This is a genomic window from Thalassomonas actiniarum, assembly GCF_000948975.2.
GTDB classification, from domain to species: domain Bacteria; phylum Pseudomonadota; class Gammaproteobacteria; order Enterobacterales; family Alteromonadaceae; genus Thalassomonas; species Thalassomonas actiniarum.
The window spans coordinates 2,665,370-2,683,841 of the sequence record NZ_CP059735.1; the positions used below are offsets into that span (position 1 = coordinate 2,665,370).

General features: G+C 48.8%; 11 protein-coding genes. 8 read left to right on the top strand and 3 right to left on the bottom strand.

Features of this window, described 5'->3' with window-relative positions; genetic code table 11:
* Positions 1–45: 45 nt before the first annotated feature.
* The gene (gene rnt, locus SG35_RS11570; protein ID WP_044831510.1) at positions 46–783 is read right to left on the bottom strand and encodes a ribonuclease T; all 738 of its coding nucleotides are present in this window, start codon (positions 781–783) and stop codon (positions 46–48) included.
* A 179-nt stretch (positions 784–962) separates the two neighbouring features.
* Between rnt and SG35_RS11575 the strand changes: the two genes are divergently transcribed.
* Together SG35_RS11575 and SG35_RS11580 are read left to right on the top strand one after the other, a co-directional pair.
* Positions 963–1,829 carry a flagellar protein MotY gene (locus tag SG35_RS11575; protein ID WP_044831511.1) on the top strand — a complete coding sequence of 289 codons (867 nt, stop codon included), beginning with the start codon at positions 963–965 and terminating at the stop codon, positions 1,827–1,829.
* A gap of 144 nt (positions 1,830–1,973) precedes the next feature.
* Positions 1,974–3,821: a M1 family metallopeptidase gene (locus SG35_RS11580; RefSeq protein WP_053042855.1), complete on the top strand. Its 1,848-nt coding sequence runs from the start codon at positions 1,974–1,976 to the stop codon at positions 3,819–3,821.
* Between the two features lie 144 nt (positions 3,822–3,965).
* On the opposite strand, the gene SG35_RS11585 is transcribed toward SG35_RS11580, so the two are convergent.
* Entirely contained in the window at positions 3,966–4,313 is a 348-nt protein-coding gene (locus SG35_RS11585; RefSeq protein ID WP_152646518.1) for a hypothetical protein, read from the bottom strand.
* A 280-nt stretch (positions 4,314–4,593) separates the two neighbouring features.
* Positions 4,594–5,358, bottom strand: a complete 765-nt coding sequence (cysZ, locus tag SG35_RS11590) for a sulfate transporter CysZ (RefSeq protein ID WP_044831513.1) — start codon at positions 5,356–5,358, stop codon at positions 4,594–4,596.
* A gap of 224 nt (positions 5,359–5,582) precedes the next feature.
* Between cysZ and smc the strand changes: the two genes are divergently transcribed.
* The 6 genes from smc (at position 5,583) to SG35_RS11620 (ending at position 18,408) form a co-directional block, all read left to right on the top strand.
* On the top strand, positions 5,583–9,086 hold the full coding sequence (gene smc, locus SG35_RS11595) for a chromosome segregation protein SMC (protein ID WP_044831514.1): 3,504 nt from the start codon (positions 5,583–5,585) through the stop codon (positions 9,084–9,086).
* Positions 9,087–9,100: 14 nt separating this feature from the next.
* Positions 9,101–10,186, top strand: coding sequence for a cell division protein ZipA (gene zipA / locus SG35_RS11600; RefSeq protein ID WP_044831515.1), 1,086 nt, complete (start codon positions 9,101–9,103; stop codon positions 10,184–10,186).
* 143 nt (positions 10,187–10,329) lie between these two features.
* Positions 10,330–12,384 (top strand): NAD-dependent DNA ligase LigA, encoded by a 2,055-nt coding sequence (ligA, locus tag SG35_RS11605; RefSeq protein WP_044831516.1) that lies wholly within the window; start codon positions 10,330–10,332, stop codon positions 12,382–12,384.
* Complete coding sequence (locus tag SG35_RS11610) at positions 12,381–12,704, top strand: DUF3392 domain-containing protein (protein WP_044831517.1); 324 nt, start codon at positions 12,381–12,383, stop codon at positions 12,702–12,704. Before ligA ends, SG35_RS11610 begins: the two co-directional genes overlap by 4 nt.
* Positions 12,705–13,184: 480 nt before the next feature.
* Positions 13,185–15,572, top strand: coding sequence for a LamG-like jellyroll fold domain-containing protein (locus SG35_RS11615; RefSeq protein ID WP_160298241.1), 2,388 nt, complete (start codon positions 13,185–13,187; stop codon positions 15,570–15,572).
* 52 nt (positions 15,573–15,624) lie between these two features.
* Complete coding sequence (locus tag SG35_RS11620) at positions 15,625–18,408, top strand: LamG-like jellyroll fold domain-containing protein (protein ID WP_274055435.1); 2,784 nt, start codon at positions 15,625–15,627, stop codon at positions 18,406–18,408.
* Positions 18,409–18,472: the final 64 nt, after the last annotated feature.

Here is an 18,472-nt window from a genome sequence, read left to right on the forward strand (position 1 = left end):
GCAAGATGAACTTGTCCTCTTTATTGTAGCTTACCTGTTTGAATATTAGCCATTACTGGCTTTTTTTGAGCTGTTAGCTTCTGCTGATTCACCGGCACAGCTTTCTTCAGTCTCTGCCTCATCGGCAAGTGGCCAGCCGCCTAAGGCCTGCCATTTATTGACGATATGGCAAAACAACTCTGCGGTTTTTTCGGTATCATATAACGCCGAATGGGCTTCATTGCCGTTAAACTCAATATTGGCGGTGGCGCAGGCTTTTGCCAATACCGTTTGTCCCAGTGCCAGTCCCGATAATGTTGTGGTATCAAAACTGACAAAAGAGTGAAACGGGCTGCGTTTGATCCCACAACGTGTGGTGGCGGCATTGAGGAAGCCTAAGTCAAAGGAGGCGTTATGGGCGACGATAATAGCCCGCTGACAACCGGCGGCTTTCATTTTCTTCCTGACCAGTTTAAAAATTTCTTTTAATGCTTCTTTTTCATCAACGGCTGCCCTTAGCGGGTTCTCAGGGTCTATGCCGGTAAAGGCGAGGGCCGCCGGCTCAAGATTGGCCCCTTCAAACGGGTTGACATTAAAATGTATGGTTTCATCAATGGAAAATAAGCCGGAAGCTTCATCCAGGGCTAATACCGAAGCGGCGATTTCTAACAGGGCATCGGTTTGTGCGTTAAAACCTGCGGTTTCAACATCAATGACCACGGGAAAGTAACCCCTGAACCTTTGGGCGAAAGCGGTTTTTTGATTATTAACATCAATTGTTTGGCTTGATGAAGACTCTGACATAGAAAAATAAGGGTACTGAATATTAATTTTGGGGGATTATCGCAGAAAACCAGCTCGAAAACGATACTATATGGCAAGCCTTTGCTATAGTTTTTTTATTTTTACTGATAAAATGTTAAAGTAACTATTGAAATTGTCGATATAACTAATGCCGCTTAATAAATCGTATTTTTAGAATTATGAAAAAACAAATTGCGTCAATTCTGCTGTTATTCTTCATGGGTCAGGCACAAGCCGGGATCCGGCAATATAGTGCCGACTTGGATTCTTCCCAATGGCAACTGGCGAATGATTCACGCCTGGAATGCACTTTATCCCATAAAATTCCCAATTATGGTGAAGCACGCTTCTACAGCAAAGCCAGCCGTAAGATGAACATGGAATTTGAGCTGGATATGTTATTGCTGCCGGATAATTATGCCCTGGCAGAAGTTCGTTCGGTCGCGCCGCGCTGGCGTCCCGGGGTAGGTGATCATGTCCTGGCAAAAATGAAGTTACACAAGCAATTTACCCCCAGCCTGCCGAAAAAAGTCGCCTGGGCGATGTTAAGTGAGCTGGAGCAGGGCATGAGCCCGACCTTCTTTTATAATGACTGGTATAACGAACAGGATAAAATTTCTGTTGGTTTATCAACGGCAAAATTTCAAAAGGCGTATCAGAAGTTTGTCGGTTGTGTCGGTAACCTGCTTAACTTCAGTTTTGAAGATATTTCCTATACGGTACTTAATTACCAGTCAAACAGTGATGAGTTTACCAAGTCGTCAGCAAAGCGCATGGCGATGATTTCACAATACCTGAGCCTGGATCCGGATCTTGAGCTGGTATTAATCGATGCATATTCAGATAGTTATGGCGGGCGTTGGACTAACTTGAAGCTATCTGAGAAACGGGCCAACAAAATCCGTGAATATTTTGTTGCCAACGGCATAGATCCGAGCCGGATTGAAGCCAGCGGATACGGCGAGAAGCGCCATATTGCTTCGAACCGCACCACCTTAGGCCGGGGTAAAAACCGCCGCGTGGTCATACATATGGAAAAACCTTAACCTCTATAAATAGGGAGTAAGGAAAAGTTAACGGATAGTTAACTACCCGGGCAATTTATTTAGCTGAATTTTCCAATTAATAGTTGAATAGGCCATTAGGTTAAACTAACCTAATGGCCTATTTTTTCAAGGGAAGTTCAATAAATGAAATTCTTTGCACGTCTGGCGGCGCTGCTCGCTGCCTTTGCAACCCCGTCACTTTGGGCACAGGTTAATGATGCCTATACCTATGCTAACTATGATCAGGTAAAAATTAAGCATGTTTACTTAGATCTTGCGGTCGACTTTGATGAAAAATCACTCAAAGGTTTTGCCGAATTATCTTTGAACTGGTTAAGCGACAGTGTTCAACCTATCTACTTAGATACCCGGGACTTAGTGATCCACAAGGTTCAGGCGCAGAAGGCAAACGGCCAGTGGCGTAAAGTCAGTTTTCAACTGGCAGAGCGTGATGATGTCCTGGGCTCCAAGCTTACCGTTAAGCCGGGCTTTAAAGCGGAAAAATTAAGGGTTTATTACAACTCCACCGAGAAGGCCTCTGGTTTGCAATGGCTGACGCCACAGCAAACGGCAGGCAAGAAAAAGCCGTTTATGTTCAGTCAGAACCAGGCCATTCATGCCCGCTCCTGGATCCCTATTCAGGATACCCCGAGTGTCCGGGTAACCTATACCGCCAGAATTAAAACCGACAGCGATGTGCTGGCGGTAATGAGCGCCAATAATACCCCGGATACAGCAAGAGATGGCGACTATTTCTTCTCTATGCCGCAAGCCATTCCCCCTTACCTGATTGCCATTGGCGTTGGAGACCTTGAATTTAAGGCCATGAGCGATATTACCGGTGTTTACGCCGAGAAAAGCGTGCTTGACAGCGCCGTAGCCGAATTTAATGATACCCAGGCGATGATCGATGCCTCTGAAAAGCTTTTTGGCGCCTACCGCTGGGGTCGTTATGATCTGCTGATCCTGCCGCCGAGCTTTCCTTTTGGTGGTATGGAAAACCCGAGATTATCTTTTATCACGCCAACGGTAATTGCCGGCGACAAGTCCCTGGTTAACCTGATTGCCCACGAACTGGCCCACTCCTGGTCCGGTAACCTGGTCACCAACGAAAGCTGGCGCGACCTGTGGTTAAACGAAGGTTTTACCAGTTATGTTGAAAACCGTATCATGGAAGAAGTCTTCGGCCGTGACCGCGCCGTGATGGAGCAGGCACTCGATGCCCAGGGGCTTAATTTTGAAATTGCCGAGCTTAGCCCGGGCGATACCCAGTTATATATAGATCTGGCGGGACGCGATCCCGATGATGCCTTCTCAGGTGTGCCTTATACCAAGGGTCAGTTATTCCTGATTTATTTAGAGCAGAAATTCGGCCGTCAGCGTTTTGATGAATTTATCCTTAACTACTTCGACAGCCACGCTTTTGAAAGTCTGGGGACGGCAAACTTTGTTAAATACCTGAAAAAAGAATTGCTGCAGAAGTATCCGGGTATTGTCAGCGATGCAGAAGTCAATGAATGGATTTACGAGCAGGGCCTGCCGGCTTTTGTGCCTAAACCTAGCTCAGATGCCTTTAAAAATATCGATACGCAAATTAACCAGCTATTAAGCGATGAAATCACTTTAGCACAAGTGCCAACGGCAAACTGGACCTTGCATGAGTGGTTGCATTTTATCAACAATTTGCCGCTTAATATTTCGTTAGAGCGTATGGCCAGCCTGGATAAGGCATTTAACCTGACCCATAGCCAGAATGCCGAAATTGCCCATGCCTGGTATTTGTTATCGTTAAAGGCGGGTTATGACAAGGTCTATTCGGCGATGTCCGATTACCTGGTCGGCATTGGTCGCCGTAAACTGATTGTGCCGCTTTACAAAGTATTGGCAGAATCTGAGCAGGGTAAAGCCTGGGCCAAGAAAGTTTACTTACAAGCCCGTCCGGGATACCACCCGCTGGCGCAGGGTACGGTTGATGCTATCTTAAAAGACTAGTTTCTGCTCCAGCCGAATAAACCGGCGTTTATATCAGTCTTTATGAAGGCAGCTCATTTGCTATGAGCTGCCTTTTTATATATGGAGTGAATTGCTTTGAGGGGGCAGGGATGGTGATGTTAATAAGACAAGGAGCCGGTGTTATTACTTCATTTTTAATATATCGACCTGGCGCTGTTTATCCTGCTCGGAAATCACGAGACGAAGCTTTGCGCTCTCGTGGCTAAAAACCATGGTTAACCGCCCGCGTTTTCTTTCCCGGCTGCTGGGCTCGCCGTAATGCTGTTGGTAGAAGCTGACAATGGCCTGTTCGCTTTCCCGGGTAAAATAATTAACCACGGCGGGTAAATTGTCATCAAACCGGGCAAAGACCCGGGCATCTTGCGGTAAAGGAATATTCTCAGATAAATTGGGGGGCTCGATAGCGGCAACCGGCCAGGTTAAGCACAAGATAGTGTTGCATAGCACTAACAAAGAGGTGATCTTCTTCATCCTGACAGACTCCACAGGCTAAGGTATAGGCAAGCTTTATCCGAAGTTTAGCCGAAGACGGCAGAAAACCCTATTAAAAATCAAATACAAACCCAGTTGCGGGTTAGTGAACAGGCGATATTTAAGCGCCTTGAGAACATTTTTAAGGCAGGGGATAAGCAATATTTTAAAGATAAATGTGCTGTTGTTAAGCAAATTGAAGCCCTGATAAAAAGGCCTGAAAGGTTAACCTTTCAGGCCTTACATTGTTCTTTAGCTGAAAATCGCTTTAGATCAAATATTATGACCGGGTAACAAATTCTCCGCGGTAGTTATCTACCCATAATGCAGTAGCGCCGCAAATGGCCACCGGCATTACGATCAGGTTAATGATGGGTACCATAGAAAATATCGCTACGGTAATACCGAAACTGTAACTCAGACCTTTGTTTTGCTGTAGTGCCGATTTCATTTCACTAAAGGGCACTTTATGGTTATCAAACGGGTAGTCCTTATATTGCACCGCCATCATCCAGGCAATAAACAAAAACCAGATCAATTGGCCGATAACGGGTAAAAACCACATAATAAGGAAAAAGCCTATGGCTCTGGGCAGGTAATATTTTAACTTGCACCATTCCCGTCCTAAAGTCCTGGGAATATCTTTGATGATATCGGTTATTTTGCCGTCATCGAGCTGATGGCCGGTGAGCTTTTGCTCTACCTTTTCCGATAACAGGCCGTTAAAAGGCGCCGCCAGCCAGTTGGCGACGGTACTGAAGATAAAAGAGAAAATAACCAATAGGGTAAATAAAGCCAGCGGCCAGAGCACATAACCTATCCAGCTGAGCCAGTCGGGTACCATGGCTTCAATTAGCCCCATATAATGCTCGAGTTCGAGAAAAAGATAATAAAAGGCGATAGAGAAAAACAGTAAATTAACCAACAGGGGGATAAAAACAAAACGGCGCACCCCTTTAAGGCGGATGAGTTCAAAGCCCTTGATAAAATAACCTGCGCCACTGCTGGCGTGAGGTGCATGAGTTGTTAGCTGCTGATAAGACATCGCCGGGATTATTTCCTGTCACTTGATATTACAGGGCGATTATAAGGGGCAGTTAGCAGGAAGAACAGCGCCGAGATGTTACAAAGTAAAACATTTTCTGGTAAAGTCTGCCCATAATGACAATAACATCCATGGTTTACGAAAAGGTTTATGAAAATATCTGCCCGCTCCTGCCTTAACTTTTCCTCTTTGCCAAGCCCTAAATACTTGGTTCGCTAAGGTTTATGCGTCTAAAGCAAATTAAACTTGCGGGTTTTAAATCCTTTGTTGATCCAACCAAGGTGCCTTTTGAACAGCAAATGACCGCTATCGTCGGTCCCAACGGCTGTGGTAAATCCAATATTATCGATGCGGTGCGCTGGGTGCTGGGGGAAAGCTCGGCAAAAAACTTGCGCGGCGATGCCATGACCGACGTTATCTTCAACGGCGCCGCCACCCGAAAACCCGTGGGCCAGGCCAGTGTTGAACTCTTGTTTGAAAATACCACCGGACGTTTACAGGGCTCAATGGCGGATCGCAGCGAAGTTTCCATTAAACGCAGCGTTAACCGCGACAGCATCAACAGTTATTTCCTCAACGGCTCTAAATGCCGCCGTAAAGACATTACCGATATCTTTTTAGGCACAGGCCTGGGGCCGAGAAGTTATGCCATTATCGAGCAAGGCACCATTTCCCGGTTGATCGAATCCAAGCCGCAGGAGTTAAGGGTGTTTATCGAAGAGGCGGCGGGGATCTCCAAATACAAAGAGCGCCGCAGAGACACCGAGAACCGGATCCGCCATACCCGGGAAAATTTAGAGCGCCTGTCGGATATTCGCAGCGAACTGGCATTGCAGGTGGATAAATTACATCAGCAGGCAGAAGCGGCCAAACGTTTTAAAACCCTTAAAGCCAGCGAGCGCAAATATAAGGCCGAACTGGCAGTATTGCGCTGGCGCGCCTTTGATGAAAAATATAAGTTTAACCAGCAGGAAATTACCCGTCGTCAGGGAGAAGTTGAAGACCTGGTGCTGAAGAAAAACCAGCAGCAGGCGGCGCTTTTTAAGGCCAAACAGGCGCTGACCGACGACAGCGACGAACTGGTGAAGCTGCAACAGCAAAAATTGCAAAAAAGCAATGATATCGCCCGCCTCGAACAAAACCTCAAACACAGCAAACAGCGCCAGCAATTGCTGCTGCAAGAGCTGGAAAAGTATCGCCAGCAAGTTGAACAGGCGAGCAAAGAGGTGAGCGCGGACGAAGAAAAACTGGCCCGGGTCAGCCTGATGCTGGATGAAAAGCTGCCTGCGCTGGCACTTGCCCAGGAGCAGCTGGCGCAATTGCAACAGATGGCGGAGCAATACCAGGATGAACAACAAAAGTGGCAACAAAGCTGGGAGCTGTATCAGCAGGAGCTGAATGAACACAAGCGTCTTCAGGCATTGCTGGAAAGCAAGATCAGCGCGCAGTTGGTACTTATCGAGCGAAGTCAGGCCCGGCAACAGGCGCTGACGGATGAAAGCGGGCAACTGGAGCAACATCAGCAGGGGCAAGTTGTCGATGGGCAGCAACAGGCACTTACCCTGGCACAGGCAAGCCTGGATGAAGGTTTGTATCAGCAGCAGGAATTGACGGAACAAATTTCAGGATTACAACAACAAATAACAGAGCACCAACAAGGGCTTGCCAAAAGCCAGGGGCTTGAGCAGGCGCTTGTTGCTAATTTAAGTCAGCTTGAGGACAGGCAGGCACAGCAGCCAGAATGGGGACTGGAGCAAACAAACTGGCTAAAAAGCCAGAATATTGATTATCACGGTGCTTTTTTCGAGGAGTTAACGGTTGAACCTGACTGGGAGCCGGCCGTTGAACAGGTATTATCGTACTGGCTTGAAGCCGGGGTTGTCGATAACTTACCGTCAGTACTGCCGCTGGAGACGGCGTTATTGGTTACAAAGCACGGTAATGATGTTGTGGGCAGCTCTCTTGAAAGTAAACTTGAAAGCAAGCCGAAAACCCTGGCGGAAAAAGTAAGCGGGGCAGGGCCTTTCCAGCCCTGGCTAAATCAAATCTATGTCGCAGCAGATTTGGGTGCTGCACGATTATTGCTTGTATCACTGGCCCCCGGGGAGTCGGTAATTTGCCCAGATGGCAGCTGGTTAGGGCACGGCTTTTTAAAAAAGGGCACCCCGGGTGTTTCATCGGATGCTTTGCAGCGTAAGCAAAATATTACGGCACTGAAAGCCCAACTGGCAGCCCTTGGGGATGAAAGAAGCGGGCACGAGCAAGCCTTACAAGCCCTGACGCAAACCTTGAAACAGGCGCAGCAGCAGGATAAAGATCTCACCGGGCAGTTAAAACAAGTCAGGGAACAGGTCCAGCAGTTACAGCAAGAGTTGTTGTTAACCAAGCAGCAAGTAAAACATGAACAGCAAAGAAGCGCACTGATACAGTCAGAACTTGGGCAGTTATCCGGGCAAATAAAAGCCGAGCAGGGCGAACTTGAGCGCCTGCAGCATGAGCAGGCAGAGAGTAGCGCAGGGCGTGAAGATGAAGCCCGCACCCGGACGCTGAAAGCACAGCAGGAGCAAATCCTGCAGCAATTGCAAACGGTGCAGGTGAAAATCCGTAATTGCCAGCAGGAAAGTCATCAACAGGCACTGGAAATAGAGCAGGGCAAAAGCCAGAAGTCTCATCTTCAGCACAATATCACCAGGGCGTCGGAGCAACTGACAAGGTTAAAACAACAGTTAGAGGAAAGTAAGCAGCAGCTGGCATTGTTAACGGACCCGGGTGAGCAAGACAGCAGTATCTTGCAGCATCAGCTCGAACAAATGCAGACCTTGGAACAGGCATTGGCCGTTATCACGGAAAAACAAACAGGTGCCCAACGCAGTATTGCCGAAATAGAGCAGCAGCAACAAGCCAACCAGAAACAGCAGGAAAAACTCAAAGAGCAGATGGCAAAATATCAGCTCGACGGTGAGAGCTACCGGCTGCGCGCCGAAGCATCGTTAGAGCAGCTGGCTGAAATGCAGCAAAGTTTGCCCGAGGTCAGGGCTTCGATGCCTGCCGAGGCAAAAGAGTCTGTGTGGCAGGGACATATTATTCGTCTCGGTAAAGACATCAATCAGCTCGGGGCGATTAATTTAGCGGCAATTGAAGAATATAACAGCCAGATGGCACGAAAAACTTTCCTGGATTCGCAAAATGATGATTTAACTCAAGCGATTACCACGTTAGAATCAGCGATAGAAAAAATTGATAAAGAAAGCCGTCATAAATTTAAACTCACCTTTGATCAGGTTAACCAGGATCTTAAAGGTTTGTTTCCAAAAGTTTTTGGCGGCGGTAGTGCTTATCTAGCCTTAACCGGTGATGATTTGCTCGATACCGGGGTCAGCATCATGGCCCGGCCGCCGGGCAAAAAAAATAGCACAATTCACCTGTTATCGGGTGGTGAAAAGGCGCTGACCGCTTTATCATTGGTGTTTGCCATCTTCAGGTTAAATCCGGCACCTTTTTGTATGCTGGATGAAGTGGATGCCCCGTTGGATGATGCCAATGTGGGACGGTTTTGTAACCTGGTGCGGGAAATGTCGCAAACGGTACAGTTTATCTATATCAGTCATAATAAAATTGCGATGGAAATGGCTTCTCATCTCACCGGCGTGACCATGTTTGAACCGGGTGTTTCAAGAATGGTCGCCGTTGATATTGATGAAGCGATTGCTATGGCAGAAGTATCTTAACAATAGGCTCGGTGATGGAAGATAGTTTCAGAAATACATTACTTATAATCAGTGCAGTGGTCATTGGTGCCATTTTTGTCCATGGCTTGTGGACGATCCGCAAAAATAAGAACCCTTATAAGTTAAAGGCCGATAACGCCAAAATCGAACCTGTATCCGAAGAGGTCGATAAAAGCGGCTTTGATCAGTACGGCGTCGGTCAGCCGAAAGTGGCGGGCCAGTCTGCAGCGGCCAGTCAGCAAAATGCCGCCGTGAAGAGCGCAGCCCATGAACCTCAAGTGAACACTGAACAAGCGGCTGCACCAACTGCGCCGGTAGCTGAGCAGATGCAAATTGAAACGCCGGCAGCAGAGCCGGAGCCTTTTTATGCCAACGAAGAGGCGCCGGATATAGCGCCAATCGCAGGCAGCGATCTGGCACCTGAACATGTTGAGCCCGCGTTAGGCAATATCGATGACATAGAAGAGATAACACCAGCCGTGCCGGGGCAGGGCGGTACCACCAAGACACTGTTATCGGAAGCAGAGCAGGAAATGCTTGAGCCGGTAGAAATTGAAAAGCCGGTTTACCAGACTCCGGTGTCTCAGCCTAAACCTCAAGTACAAAGAGCAGTACAAAAAGAGGTTAAGCAAGCTACATCAGAGGCCAAGCCTAAAGGGGAAGCGATAGAGCAGGAAGTGTTGGTACTTTCTGTGGTGATGCCGCAAAACCAGTTGATTTCAGGCGCGGCCTTGTTGCCGAGCTTACTGACCCTGGGCATGAAATTTGGTGATATGGGGATCTTCCACCGCCACCAGGACAATGCCGGTAACGGCAAAGTGACCTTCAGTCTGGCAAATATGATGAACCCGGGGACTTTTGATCTCGATAATATGGAAAGTTTCGCCACCCAGGGGGTGAGCTTGTTTATGACTTTGCCAAACGAAGGAGATGCCTTCGAGGTGTTTGAGCAGATGTTATCGGCGGCGAAACAGCTGGCCACGGAATTTAACGGCCAGGTGCTTGACGATAAACGCAGCGTGATGACCAAACAAACCGAGCAGCATTACATCAGTAATATCCGGGAGTTTGAGCGTAAACGTTGTATTGCCGGCGCCTAATATACCTTCAAGCCTCTTGCCCTCATCACCGGCAAGAGGCTGTTGTCCTTCGAGTCACTTTTCCAACGAGATAAATTATTGCCCGGGCCGGTATCCGGCCTAGGGCGAATATAAGCAACAACGAAAGAGAAATCACAAAACCCATGACTGAACAGCAGCTTTCAAGCCGTGTTGCCGAGCTTACCCGGCAAATCAATGAATACAATCACCAATATTATGTGCTTGACCAGCCCAGCGTGCCTGATGTGGAATACGATCGCCTGATGCGGGAGCTGATCGAAATTGAAACTAACCACCCGGCATTAAAAGCCCTGGACTCGCCCAGCCAGAAAGTCGGGGGAGAGGCGCTAAGTGCTTTTACCCAGGTGACCCATCAATTGCCTATGCTGTCCCTGGATAATGTCTTCTCCGCCGAAGAGTGGCAGGCGTTTGTCAAACGTTTGCATGATCGTTTGGGCTCAAACGATACCCTGGCCATGTGCGCCGAGCCGAAACTCGACGGCTTGGCGGTGAGCCTGCGTTACGAAAACGGTGTGTTGGTGCAGGCGGCAACCCGGGGGGACGGCAGTACCGGTGAGAATATCACCGAAAATATCCGCACCATTAAATCGATCCCGCTGCGCCTGAGCGGTGATACTTACCCGGGCATCCTGGAAGTTCGCGGTGAAGTCTTTATGCCTAAAGCCAGCTTTGATGCTCTTAATGCACAGGCAATTAAAAAAGGTGAGAAAACCTTTGCCAACCCGAGAAACGCGGCGGCAGGCAGTTTGCGCCAGCTGGACTCGAAAATAACCGCCAAACGTAACCTGGCGTTTTATGCCTACGGTGTCGGTTTTGTCGGGGATAGTACGGAAAATGCCCTGGGGCAGACCTGGCTGGAGAACTCTCACTATGGGCGCTTAGAACAGCTGAAAACCGTAGGTTTGCCTATGTGTCCGGAAGTACGTCTACTGACCAATGAAAATGAATGTCAGGCTTTTTACCAGGATATTTTGGACAGTCGTGAGCAGCTTAGTTATGAAATCGACGGCACGGTCTTAAAAGTGGATGATATCGCGCTGCAAGAAAAGCTCGGTTTCGTTGCCCGGGCGCCGCGCTGGGCTACCGCTTATAAGTTTCCGGCACAGGAAGAGCTTACCGTACTGGAAGACGTCGAATTCCAGGTGGGACGCACCGGCGCTATCACCCCGGTGGCCCGTTTAAAACCTGTGTTTGTCGGCGGGGTAACCGTCAGTAATGCTACCTTGCATAACCAGGATGAAATTGAGCGTCTGGAAATAAAAATAGCCGATACCGTAGTGATCCGCCGCGCCGGCGATGTGATCCCGCAAATTGTCAGTGTGGTGAAAGATAAACGCCCTGAAAATGCCCGGGATATTGAATTTCCCAAGGCCTGTCCGGTATGCGGCTCAGAAGTGGAAAAAGCCGAAGGGGAAGCGGTGCTTCGCTGCAGCGGCGGCTTGATTTGCGGCGCGCAGCGTAAAGAAGCGATCAAACATTTTGCTTCCCGTAAGGCGCTGGATGTCGACGGTTTAGGGGATAAACTGGTGGAGCAACTGGTAGATGAAAAACTTATTGCTACGCCGGCGGACTTATTTACCCTGACAGAAATCCAGGTCAGCACGTTGGAGCGCATGGGACAAAAGTCTGCCGCTAAGCTGTTAAAGTCGCTGGAGACAGCCAAATCCACCACGCTGGCGCGCTTTATTTACGCCCTGGGGATCCGTGAAGTGGGGGAAACCACGGCGGCAAACTTAGCCAATCATTATCTTACCCTGGACGCTGTTATGGCGGCGGATGAAGAATCTTTGCTGGAGGTCAGCGATATCGGCGCCGTGGTGGCGCACAACATATTGCACTTTTTCCAGCAGGAAAATAACCGCCAGGTGCTGACGGCTTTGCTTGATGTGGGTATTCACTGGCCGGCAATTGAAGTGAAAGCCGCCGATGAGCAGCCGCTTGACGGGCAAACTTTTGTTTTAACCGGTACTTTAAGCCAGATGGGACGAAATGATGCCAAAGCGGCATTACAAAGCCTGGGAGCCAAGGTTTCCGGCAGCGTTTCGGCAAAAACCCATTACCTGGTGGCGGGGGAAAAAGCCGGCTCCAAGTTGACCAAGGCGCAGGACTTAGGAGTTGATGTGTTAACGGAAGACGAGCTGGTGGCCTTGCTGACTCAGCATAAGGCGATGCCATGATGGCTTTGTTAGCCGACATGGGCCAGTGGCTTCGCCCTTATCAATATCAGCTGGCCTTGGCAATTATTGCAACTTTGCTGGTGCTGTTCGGTAATGATATTAACCGTTGGCTGAAAAAGCTGCTTAGCGGACAGCACTTTGTTGTCCGCCTGGTGGTATTTGTCGTGGTGTGTGCTTTTGGTTATGGCCTGGCCACGGTATGGCTGACGGCTTTGCTGGCACAGCAGCTGGCAAAGATCCCTAACCTTTATTTTATGCCGAGCTGCCTGCTGGCATTTATTGTACTTGGCCTTTTTGCTCAAAAGCAGCGGCAAATTTAATCCCGGCACACCTTCCTTCTGCGGAAGCCTTGCTTCCGCATTTTTCATTTTTGCTTACTGCTCCCTTTGTCTGTCCTCCATTACTTATTGATAAATAAGGCTTTATTATGGTTGGTATCACTTTTGCTCTTGCCCGGCGGGAAATAAATTAAACCAAGGATGGTTCAGGGATGAGATTTCAGAATAAGCATATTACCGGTAAAGTTTTACATCAGGACGTTAATCAAGATGCAGGTATTTTTATCTGTGTTTTGGCCGGCACCTGTGCTTTGACGTTAATGCCTGATCCATCCCTCTATTCACCTTCCATACCCGGTCCAACTCCGGTGGCTGAGCTGTTTCGTTGTAGTCCTTTGGTTTAGTTAGCCCGAATCCTTTATCCAATGACCTGTGACTGTCATTCTCCGCATTGAGGGGGATGGCTGCTCACGGATGATAGTTGGATCATTTTTATTATTTTTCAAGTTTAAGGAAAAACATATGCAAACAAACAGGCATATTAAGATGCAATCGCCGTGTCTATTGAAGTTTCTATTCGTCCCTGTGGTGGCCTTGCTGCTCTCGGCATGGGCGCATGCCTTTTCTTCCCCTTTAATAGGGGAAAGACCCGATTTCAGCCGCTGGACGGCTAAAGATATCGGTCAGGCCAATATCCCCGGTACTTTTACTGTCAACGACGATTTAACTATTCAGTTGCAGGGTTCAGGCAACGATATCTGGAATGAAGCGGATAATTTCTATTATCTTTACCGGGAAGTGACCGGCGATACCACGATTATCACTAAAGTGCACAGTGTTGAATACACCCATTACTGGGCCAAAGGGGCGGTGATGTTTCGTGAAACCCTGGAGCCCGGTTCGGTGAATGTCGCGCTGGATTATGCCGCCGCCGGTAAGGTGGCGCTGCAATGGCGTCCGGTAGCCGATGAGCGTTCTTTTTATTTCAGCCGCAACGCCGGCATCACCCCGGTATGGTTAAAGCTGCAAAGACAGGGGGATCGCTTTACCGGTTATTATTCTCTCGATGGCAGCACCTGGCAGCTGACCACCAGCCAGACCATAGATATGGCGGAGACTTTCTATGTCGGCCTGGCCGCCAGTCCCCATGTGACCACGGCAACCAATGAAGTGGTTTTTTCTGATGTTGCCCTTCAAACGGTTGAGCCGTACAACTATAAGGCCAAGGTTTATCTGATGGCGGGCCAGTCTAATATGCAGGGACATGGTGCGGTAAGTGCTTTGGCGACTACCTCAGGTGCCGGTTTAGCCGCTAAGCGTGATGATGTCTTTATTAAAAATATCATTTCCAACAGCCGGGGGCTGGATGGGCTGGCTCCGGGCTTTGGCGCGCGCAGCAGCAGTTACGGCGTGGAATTAAAAATGGGCAATATGCTTGGCGATGTATTGGAGGAAAATGTCTATTTGTTCAAGGGGGCTCAAGGGGGCACTACGTTGGACAATACTGCCCACTGGCGTCCGCTTGCCCATGGCGGTGAAGCGGGCAACTTGTATGATCAACTGCTCAGCGGCTTTAAGGCCTTTATACAGGAGGAGTTAGTCGCAAATAATATTGATTATGAAATTGCCGGTTTTATCTGGTTCCAGGGATATAACGACACTTTTGGCACACAGGCGCTTTATGAAAATCATTTGCGCAACTTGATAAGCTCGGTGCGTGCCGATTTAGCCCTGCCTGAATTGCCTGTAGTGATCACCCAGATCAATGATAACCGCGGCAGTGCCGGTGATATGGTCATGGCGGCACAGGCTAAAGTGGCGCAGGAAGATCCCCTGGCCCGGCTGGTTTATACCGCAGATCAACGCCCTTATTACCACTACGGCCATGACAGTTATATTGTTATCGGTGAACGTATCGCCCGGGAAAGCTTAGCCTTTTTAGGCTATGCGGTGACAACTACGGATGAATATACTGCCAGCCCCAGCACAGTATTAACCATAGATGCAGCAAACGGGGTGCTCACGAATGATGAAGGGGTGACCAGCGCCAATTTAGTCAGCGATGTCAGCCATGGCGCGCTTGTGCTTGATCAGGACGGCTCCTTTGAATACACGCCTGCACCAGGTTATGTCGGTGCAGACAGTTTTACCTACCGCTCAATGAAAAATGGCCGCCATGGCAACAGCGCCAAGGTGACCCTCTGGGTAAGGGATAACACAGCTCCCCTAGTGCTGCATTACGACTTTGATAATAGCAATGAACAGGTCATTAAAGATACCGCTTCCGGTGTGCCTGCCGCCGTAGTGAAATCCGGGATCAGTTTTGAACATCCCGGAGCCGTTAACACTTCGGCTTATTTTGACGGCAATACCGTACTGCATTACCTGAGCGAATACCCGGTTTATGCCTTTTTAGATCTCAGCACAGAGCAAGATTTCAGTATTTCCGCCTGGGTGAAACCTGATGCCGGTATCAGCGGTGAGCCTATCCTGATCAGCAATAAATATTACTACAACAGCAAGTGGGGCTTTGCTTTTACCCTGGCCAACAACGGCACGGCTATCAAGGCTTTTGTCGGCAGTTATGATCATCAAAACCATGTTGATAAAAGCAAAAGTGTGATTGGCGGTGATATCAATTTAACCGACGGCCAGTGGCACCATGTCGCGGTGACATTTGGCTTTACTGAAAATGCCATGAAACTCTATATCGACGGTAAGCTTGTTGGAGAAACGGATTTGACCGGCCTGTCGGGTGAGATCAATAAATACGAATCCGCCATCGGCGACGGCTCAGGCGGCGGTAATGGCAGCTCGCAATCTTATAAAGGTTATATGGATGAGTTACGTCTTTACCGCAAAAGCCTGTCGGCGGATGAAATCAATAACCTGTATTTAAAGCTCAACTAAATCTAACTCAATGAAAGGATTTTTTAAATAAGGAAATATGATGAAAAATAACATGCGAAATTTAATTTGTTGGCAGCAAAACGGCTTTGCCGCATTTGCGCTGATGTCGGCGCTTATTTTGTTAATGCTGCTCAGTGCACCGGGTTTTGCTTCTGATGATAAGCTTTCATGGCTAAGATCTCAGAATCAAACGGCTCCGGCGGCGCTCGATCTTTCCGTGCCGCAGGGGATTTCCTCCTGGCAAGGGCTGGATATCGGCAATATCACTATGCCCGGTGCTTTTACTGAAGCATCCGGAGTGATCACTATCACAGGTTCAGGCAATGATATCTGGAATAATCAGGATGATTTTTATTATCTTCACATTCCCATCGAAGGGGATGTGAGTGTCACGGTACGGGTGTTAAGTGTTGAACATACCCATGACTGGGCCAAGGGCGCCTTAATGATGCGGGAAAGCCTGGCCCCGGGGGCGGTGAATGTTACCTTGGGTTATTCCGCCCATGAAAAAGTGGCGCTGCAATGGCGGCCGATACCGGACGAACGCTCCTACTATTTTAGCCGCAGTGGCGGGCCCGGGCCTGTATGGCTGAAACTCGAACGCAAAGGGGATGAATTTACCGGCTATTATTCTTTAGATGGCACTCATTGGCTATTAACCACAAGTAAAACTGTGGTTATGGCAGAGGATATCTACCTGGGCCTGGCGGTCAGCCCTCATGTCATCAGTGATAACAATATTGCCATATTCGATAACCTTAAGGTGGCGTCCGATAACAGCGCCAATGTCTGCCAGGCACAAGGAGCGCAATGTGGTGCTATTGACGATGGCCAGGGGGGCAGCTTGCAGTGCGGCGCCTGTTCTACAGATTCAACTTGCAGCAGTAATAGCTGTGAGCCGATTGATCCGGTACAAATTGGTGCGGTATGTGCCGCTGCCGGTGCCCAATGTGGCGTGGTGCGTGACGGCAGTGGCAGTACCTTAAGCTGCGGTAGCTGTAACACCGGCGAGACATGCTCTAATAATCGCTGTGAGGCAAGTTGCTCCCTGGATCAAATCGATAAGGGACCGTTAACGGATCTTTTTGCCTATGCGCCTTTGCAGTTTGCCTTTGAAGATCTTTCCGCTAACCGTCATCAGCTCGATACCCGTTTATTAGCCCATGAGGATAACAGCGAATTTCCTTATGAAAGTAGTGTTGATATGGCAGATAAAAGCGTTCGTCTTAATTTTGCCGGTAAACGTCCGGCGGCGCAAATGACCTTGTCTTTTAAAATGATCCCCGACAGCCAGGCGCAAAGCGAGCAAATTATGGCGGGTGAGGGGTTAAGGGTAGAAACCCTGGCCGGCGCCTTAAAAACGACCTTTGATACCGATTCCTCGGCAATCAGTTTGTTAAACGATTTAAGCCAGTTAAAGCACCGCAGTTGTAATCATGTCGCCGTGCAGGTCGGCGATAATGTGATTAACAGTTTTGTTAACGGCCAGATGACACAAATGTCTGTGGATACGGCATCAATCGCCGGGTTAAGCGAATCACTCAATATCGGTCCCTATCCCGGTAAGGTTTGGGATGTGAGGATTTTTGATCAGGCGCTGAGCCAGGAAGAGATCGCCACCTTAGGGCAGGATTGCGATGATGCCTTAACCAAACCCGTACCGGACAGCGAATACCCGAATTATCTGTGCGGGGTTTATCAGTGTATCTACTGGCCCGACGGTGTCACCGATACCACGCAGGACAGCTTTGAGTATCAACTGCACGGCCACGACATGACCTGGGAGCATAATGTGATGACCACGGGCATGTACCGCCATGGTGAGTTGTGTCAGGAATATGCTAAACCCAGGGATTTGTTATTAAGTGAAGGTTATCGTAAGTCCTGGGTCAGTAAGTTCAACTTTGAGCAGCCCTGGAACCAGTATGTGTTACATGAAAACTTCCATGCCTATCAAAGCCGCACCGGCGGCTCGGAAAAATTCCTGGCAGAATCCAGCGCGTCCTGGGGAGCCTTTTCCATGAAGCCGACTGCCAAAGATTCCTTGCTGGGCATGTATACCTTACAGCCGCACCTGGCGCTGTGGACCACGCAAAGCTCGGTATTTGAAGACGGTATTATCGATTATGCCAAAGGCGGGCACCAATACGGTGCCAGCATCTTTGAATATTATGTTACCCATCATGTACTGGCGGATAATATGATAGGTAAAGTCTTTAACCGCAGCGTGTTGGGGCTTGCGCCGATAAGCGGCAAGCCGGCAGAGGCTTTTTATAATGTCCTGAAAAATGCCGGTTTTGATATGCGGGAAGTCTTCAGCGACTTTGCTGCCCGGGTGACCACCTGGGATATGGATCACGGCGAGAGCTTCTTAGTTTCGGAAATTGCCTCATTTAATCGTATGAACGGCAATAACAATAACGCGGAAGATCCGATCCCGGCCGAAGAAGTGGATAATAAAATTGCCGAATTTTATGACGTTAACGGCACCGGGGATGCATGGCTAACCGTGCCTGCGCGTTATAAAATCGGTGCCTGGGCCTATAATGCCTATCAGGTGGAGGTCAGCCAGGACAGGGACTATGAAGTGGCGATTAATCCTTCCGTAGATAACCCCGACTATGCCGAGTTTCGGGCGCAAGTGGTGGTTTATAATGAGCAAAGCGGTGCGCGCAGTTATTATAAATTACCCGTGACCTCTGCAGGTAACCCTGCAAGTATCCAGGTCTCGGCCAGCAGCGGCGATAAGCTTTACCTGGTGGTTGCCAGCACGCCATCGGTTAAGTTTACCGACTTTGAAACCTTCAGCTATGACTATAAAATCACCGCGCTGTGATTTCCCCTCAGAACTAAATAGCGATTAACCGTATACGGCAAGCCCTGTTTTGGGCTTGCCGTTT

Coding starts and splice junctions, on each gene's coding strand:
- SG35_RS11620 (WP_274055435.1), top strand. CDS start 15,625: ATGCGAAATTTAATTTGTTGGCAGCAAAACGGCTTTGCCGCATTTGCG.
- SG35_RS11575 (WP_044831511.1), top strand. CDS start 963: ATGAAAAAACAAATTGCGTCAATTCTGCTGTTATTCTTCATGGGTCAG.
- SG35_RS11585 (WP_152646518.1), bottom strand. CDS start 4,313: ATGAAGAAGATCACCTCTTTGTTAGTGCTATGCAACACTATCTTGTGC.
- cysZ (WP_044831513.1), bottom strand. CDS start 5,358: ATGTCTTATCAGCAGCTAACAACTCATGCACCTCACGCCAGCAGTGGC.
- SG35_RS11580 (WP_053042855.1), top strand. CDS start 1,974: ATGAAATTCTTTGCACGTCTGGCGGCGCTGCTCGCTGCCTTTGCAACC.
- SG35_RS11615 (WP_160298241.1), top strand. CDS start 13,185: ATGCAAACAAACAGGCATATTAAGATGCAATCGCCGTGTCTATTGAAG.
- smc (WP_044831514.1), top strand. CDS start 5,583: ATGCGTCTAAAGCAAATTAAACTTGCGGGTTTTAAATCCTTTGTTGAT.
- ligA (WP_044831516.1), top strand. CDS start 10,330: ATGACTGAACAGCAGCTTTCAAGCCGTGTTGCCGAGCTTACCCGGCAA.
- SG35_RS11610 (WP_044831517.1), top strand. CDS start 12,381: ATGATGGCTTTGTTAGCCGACATGGGCCAGTGGCTTCGCCCTTATCAA.
- zipA (WP_044831515.1), top strand. CDS start 9,101: ATGGAAGATAGTTTCAGAAATACATTACTTATAATCAGTGCAGTGGTC.
- rnt (WP_044831510.1), bottom strand. CDS start 783: ATGTCAGAGTCTTCATCAAGCCAAACAATTGATGTTAATAATCAAAAA.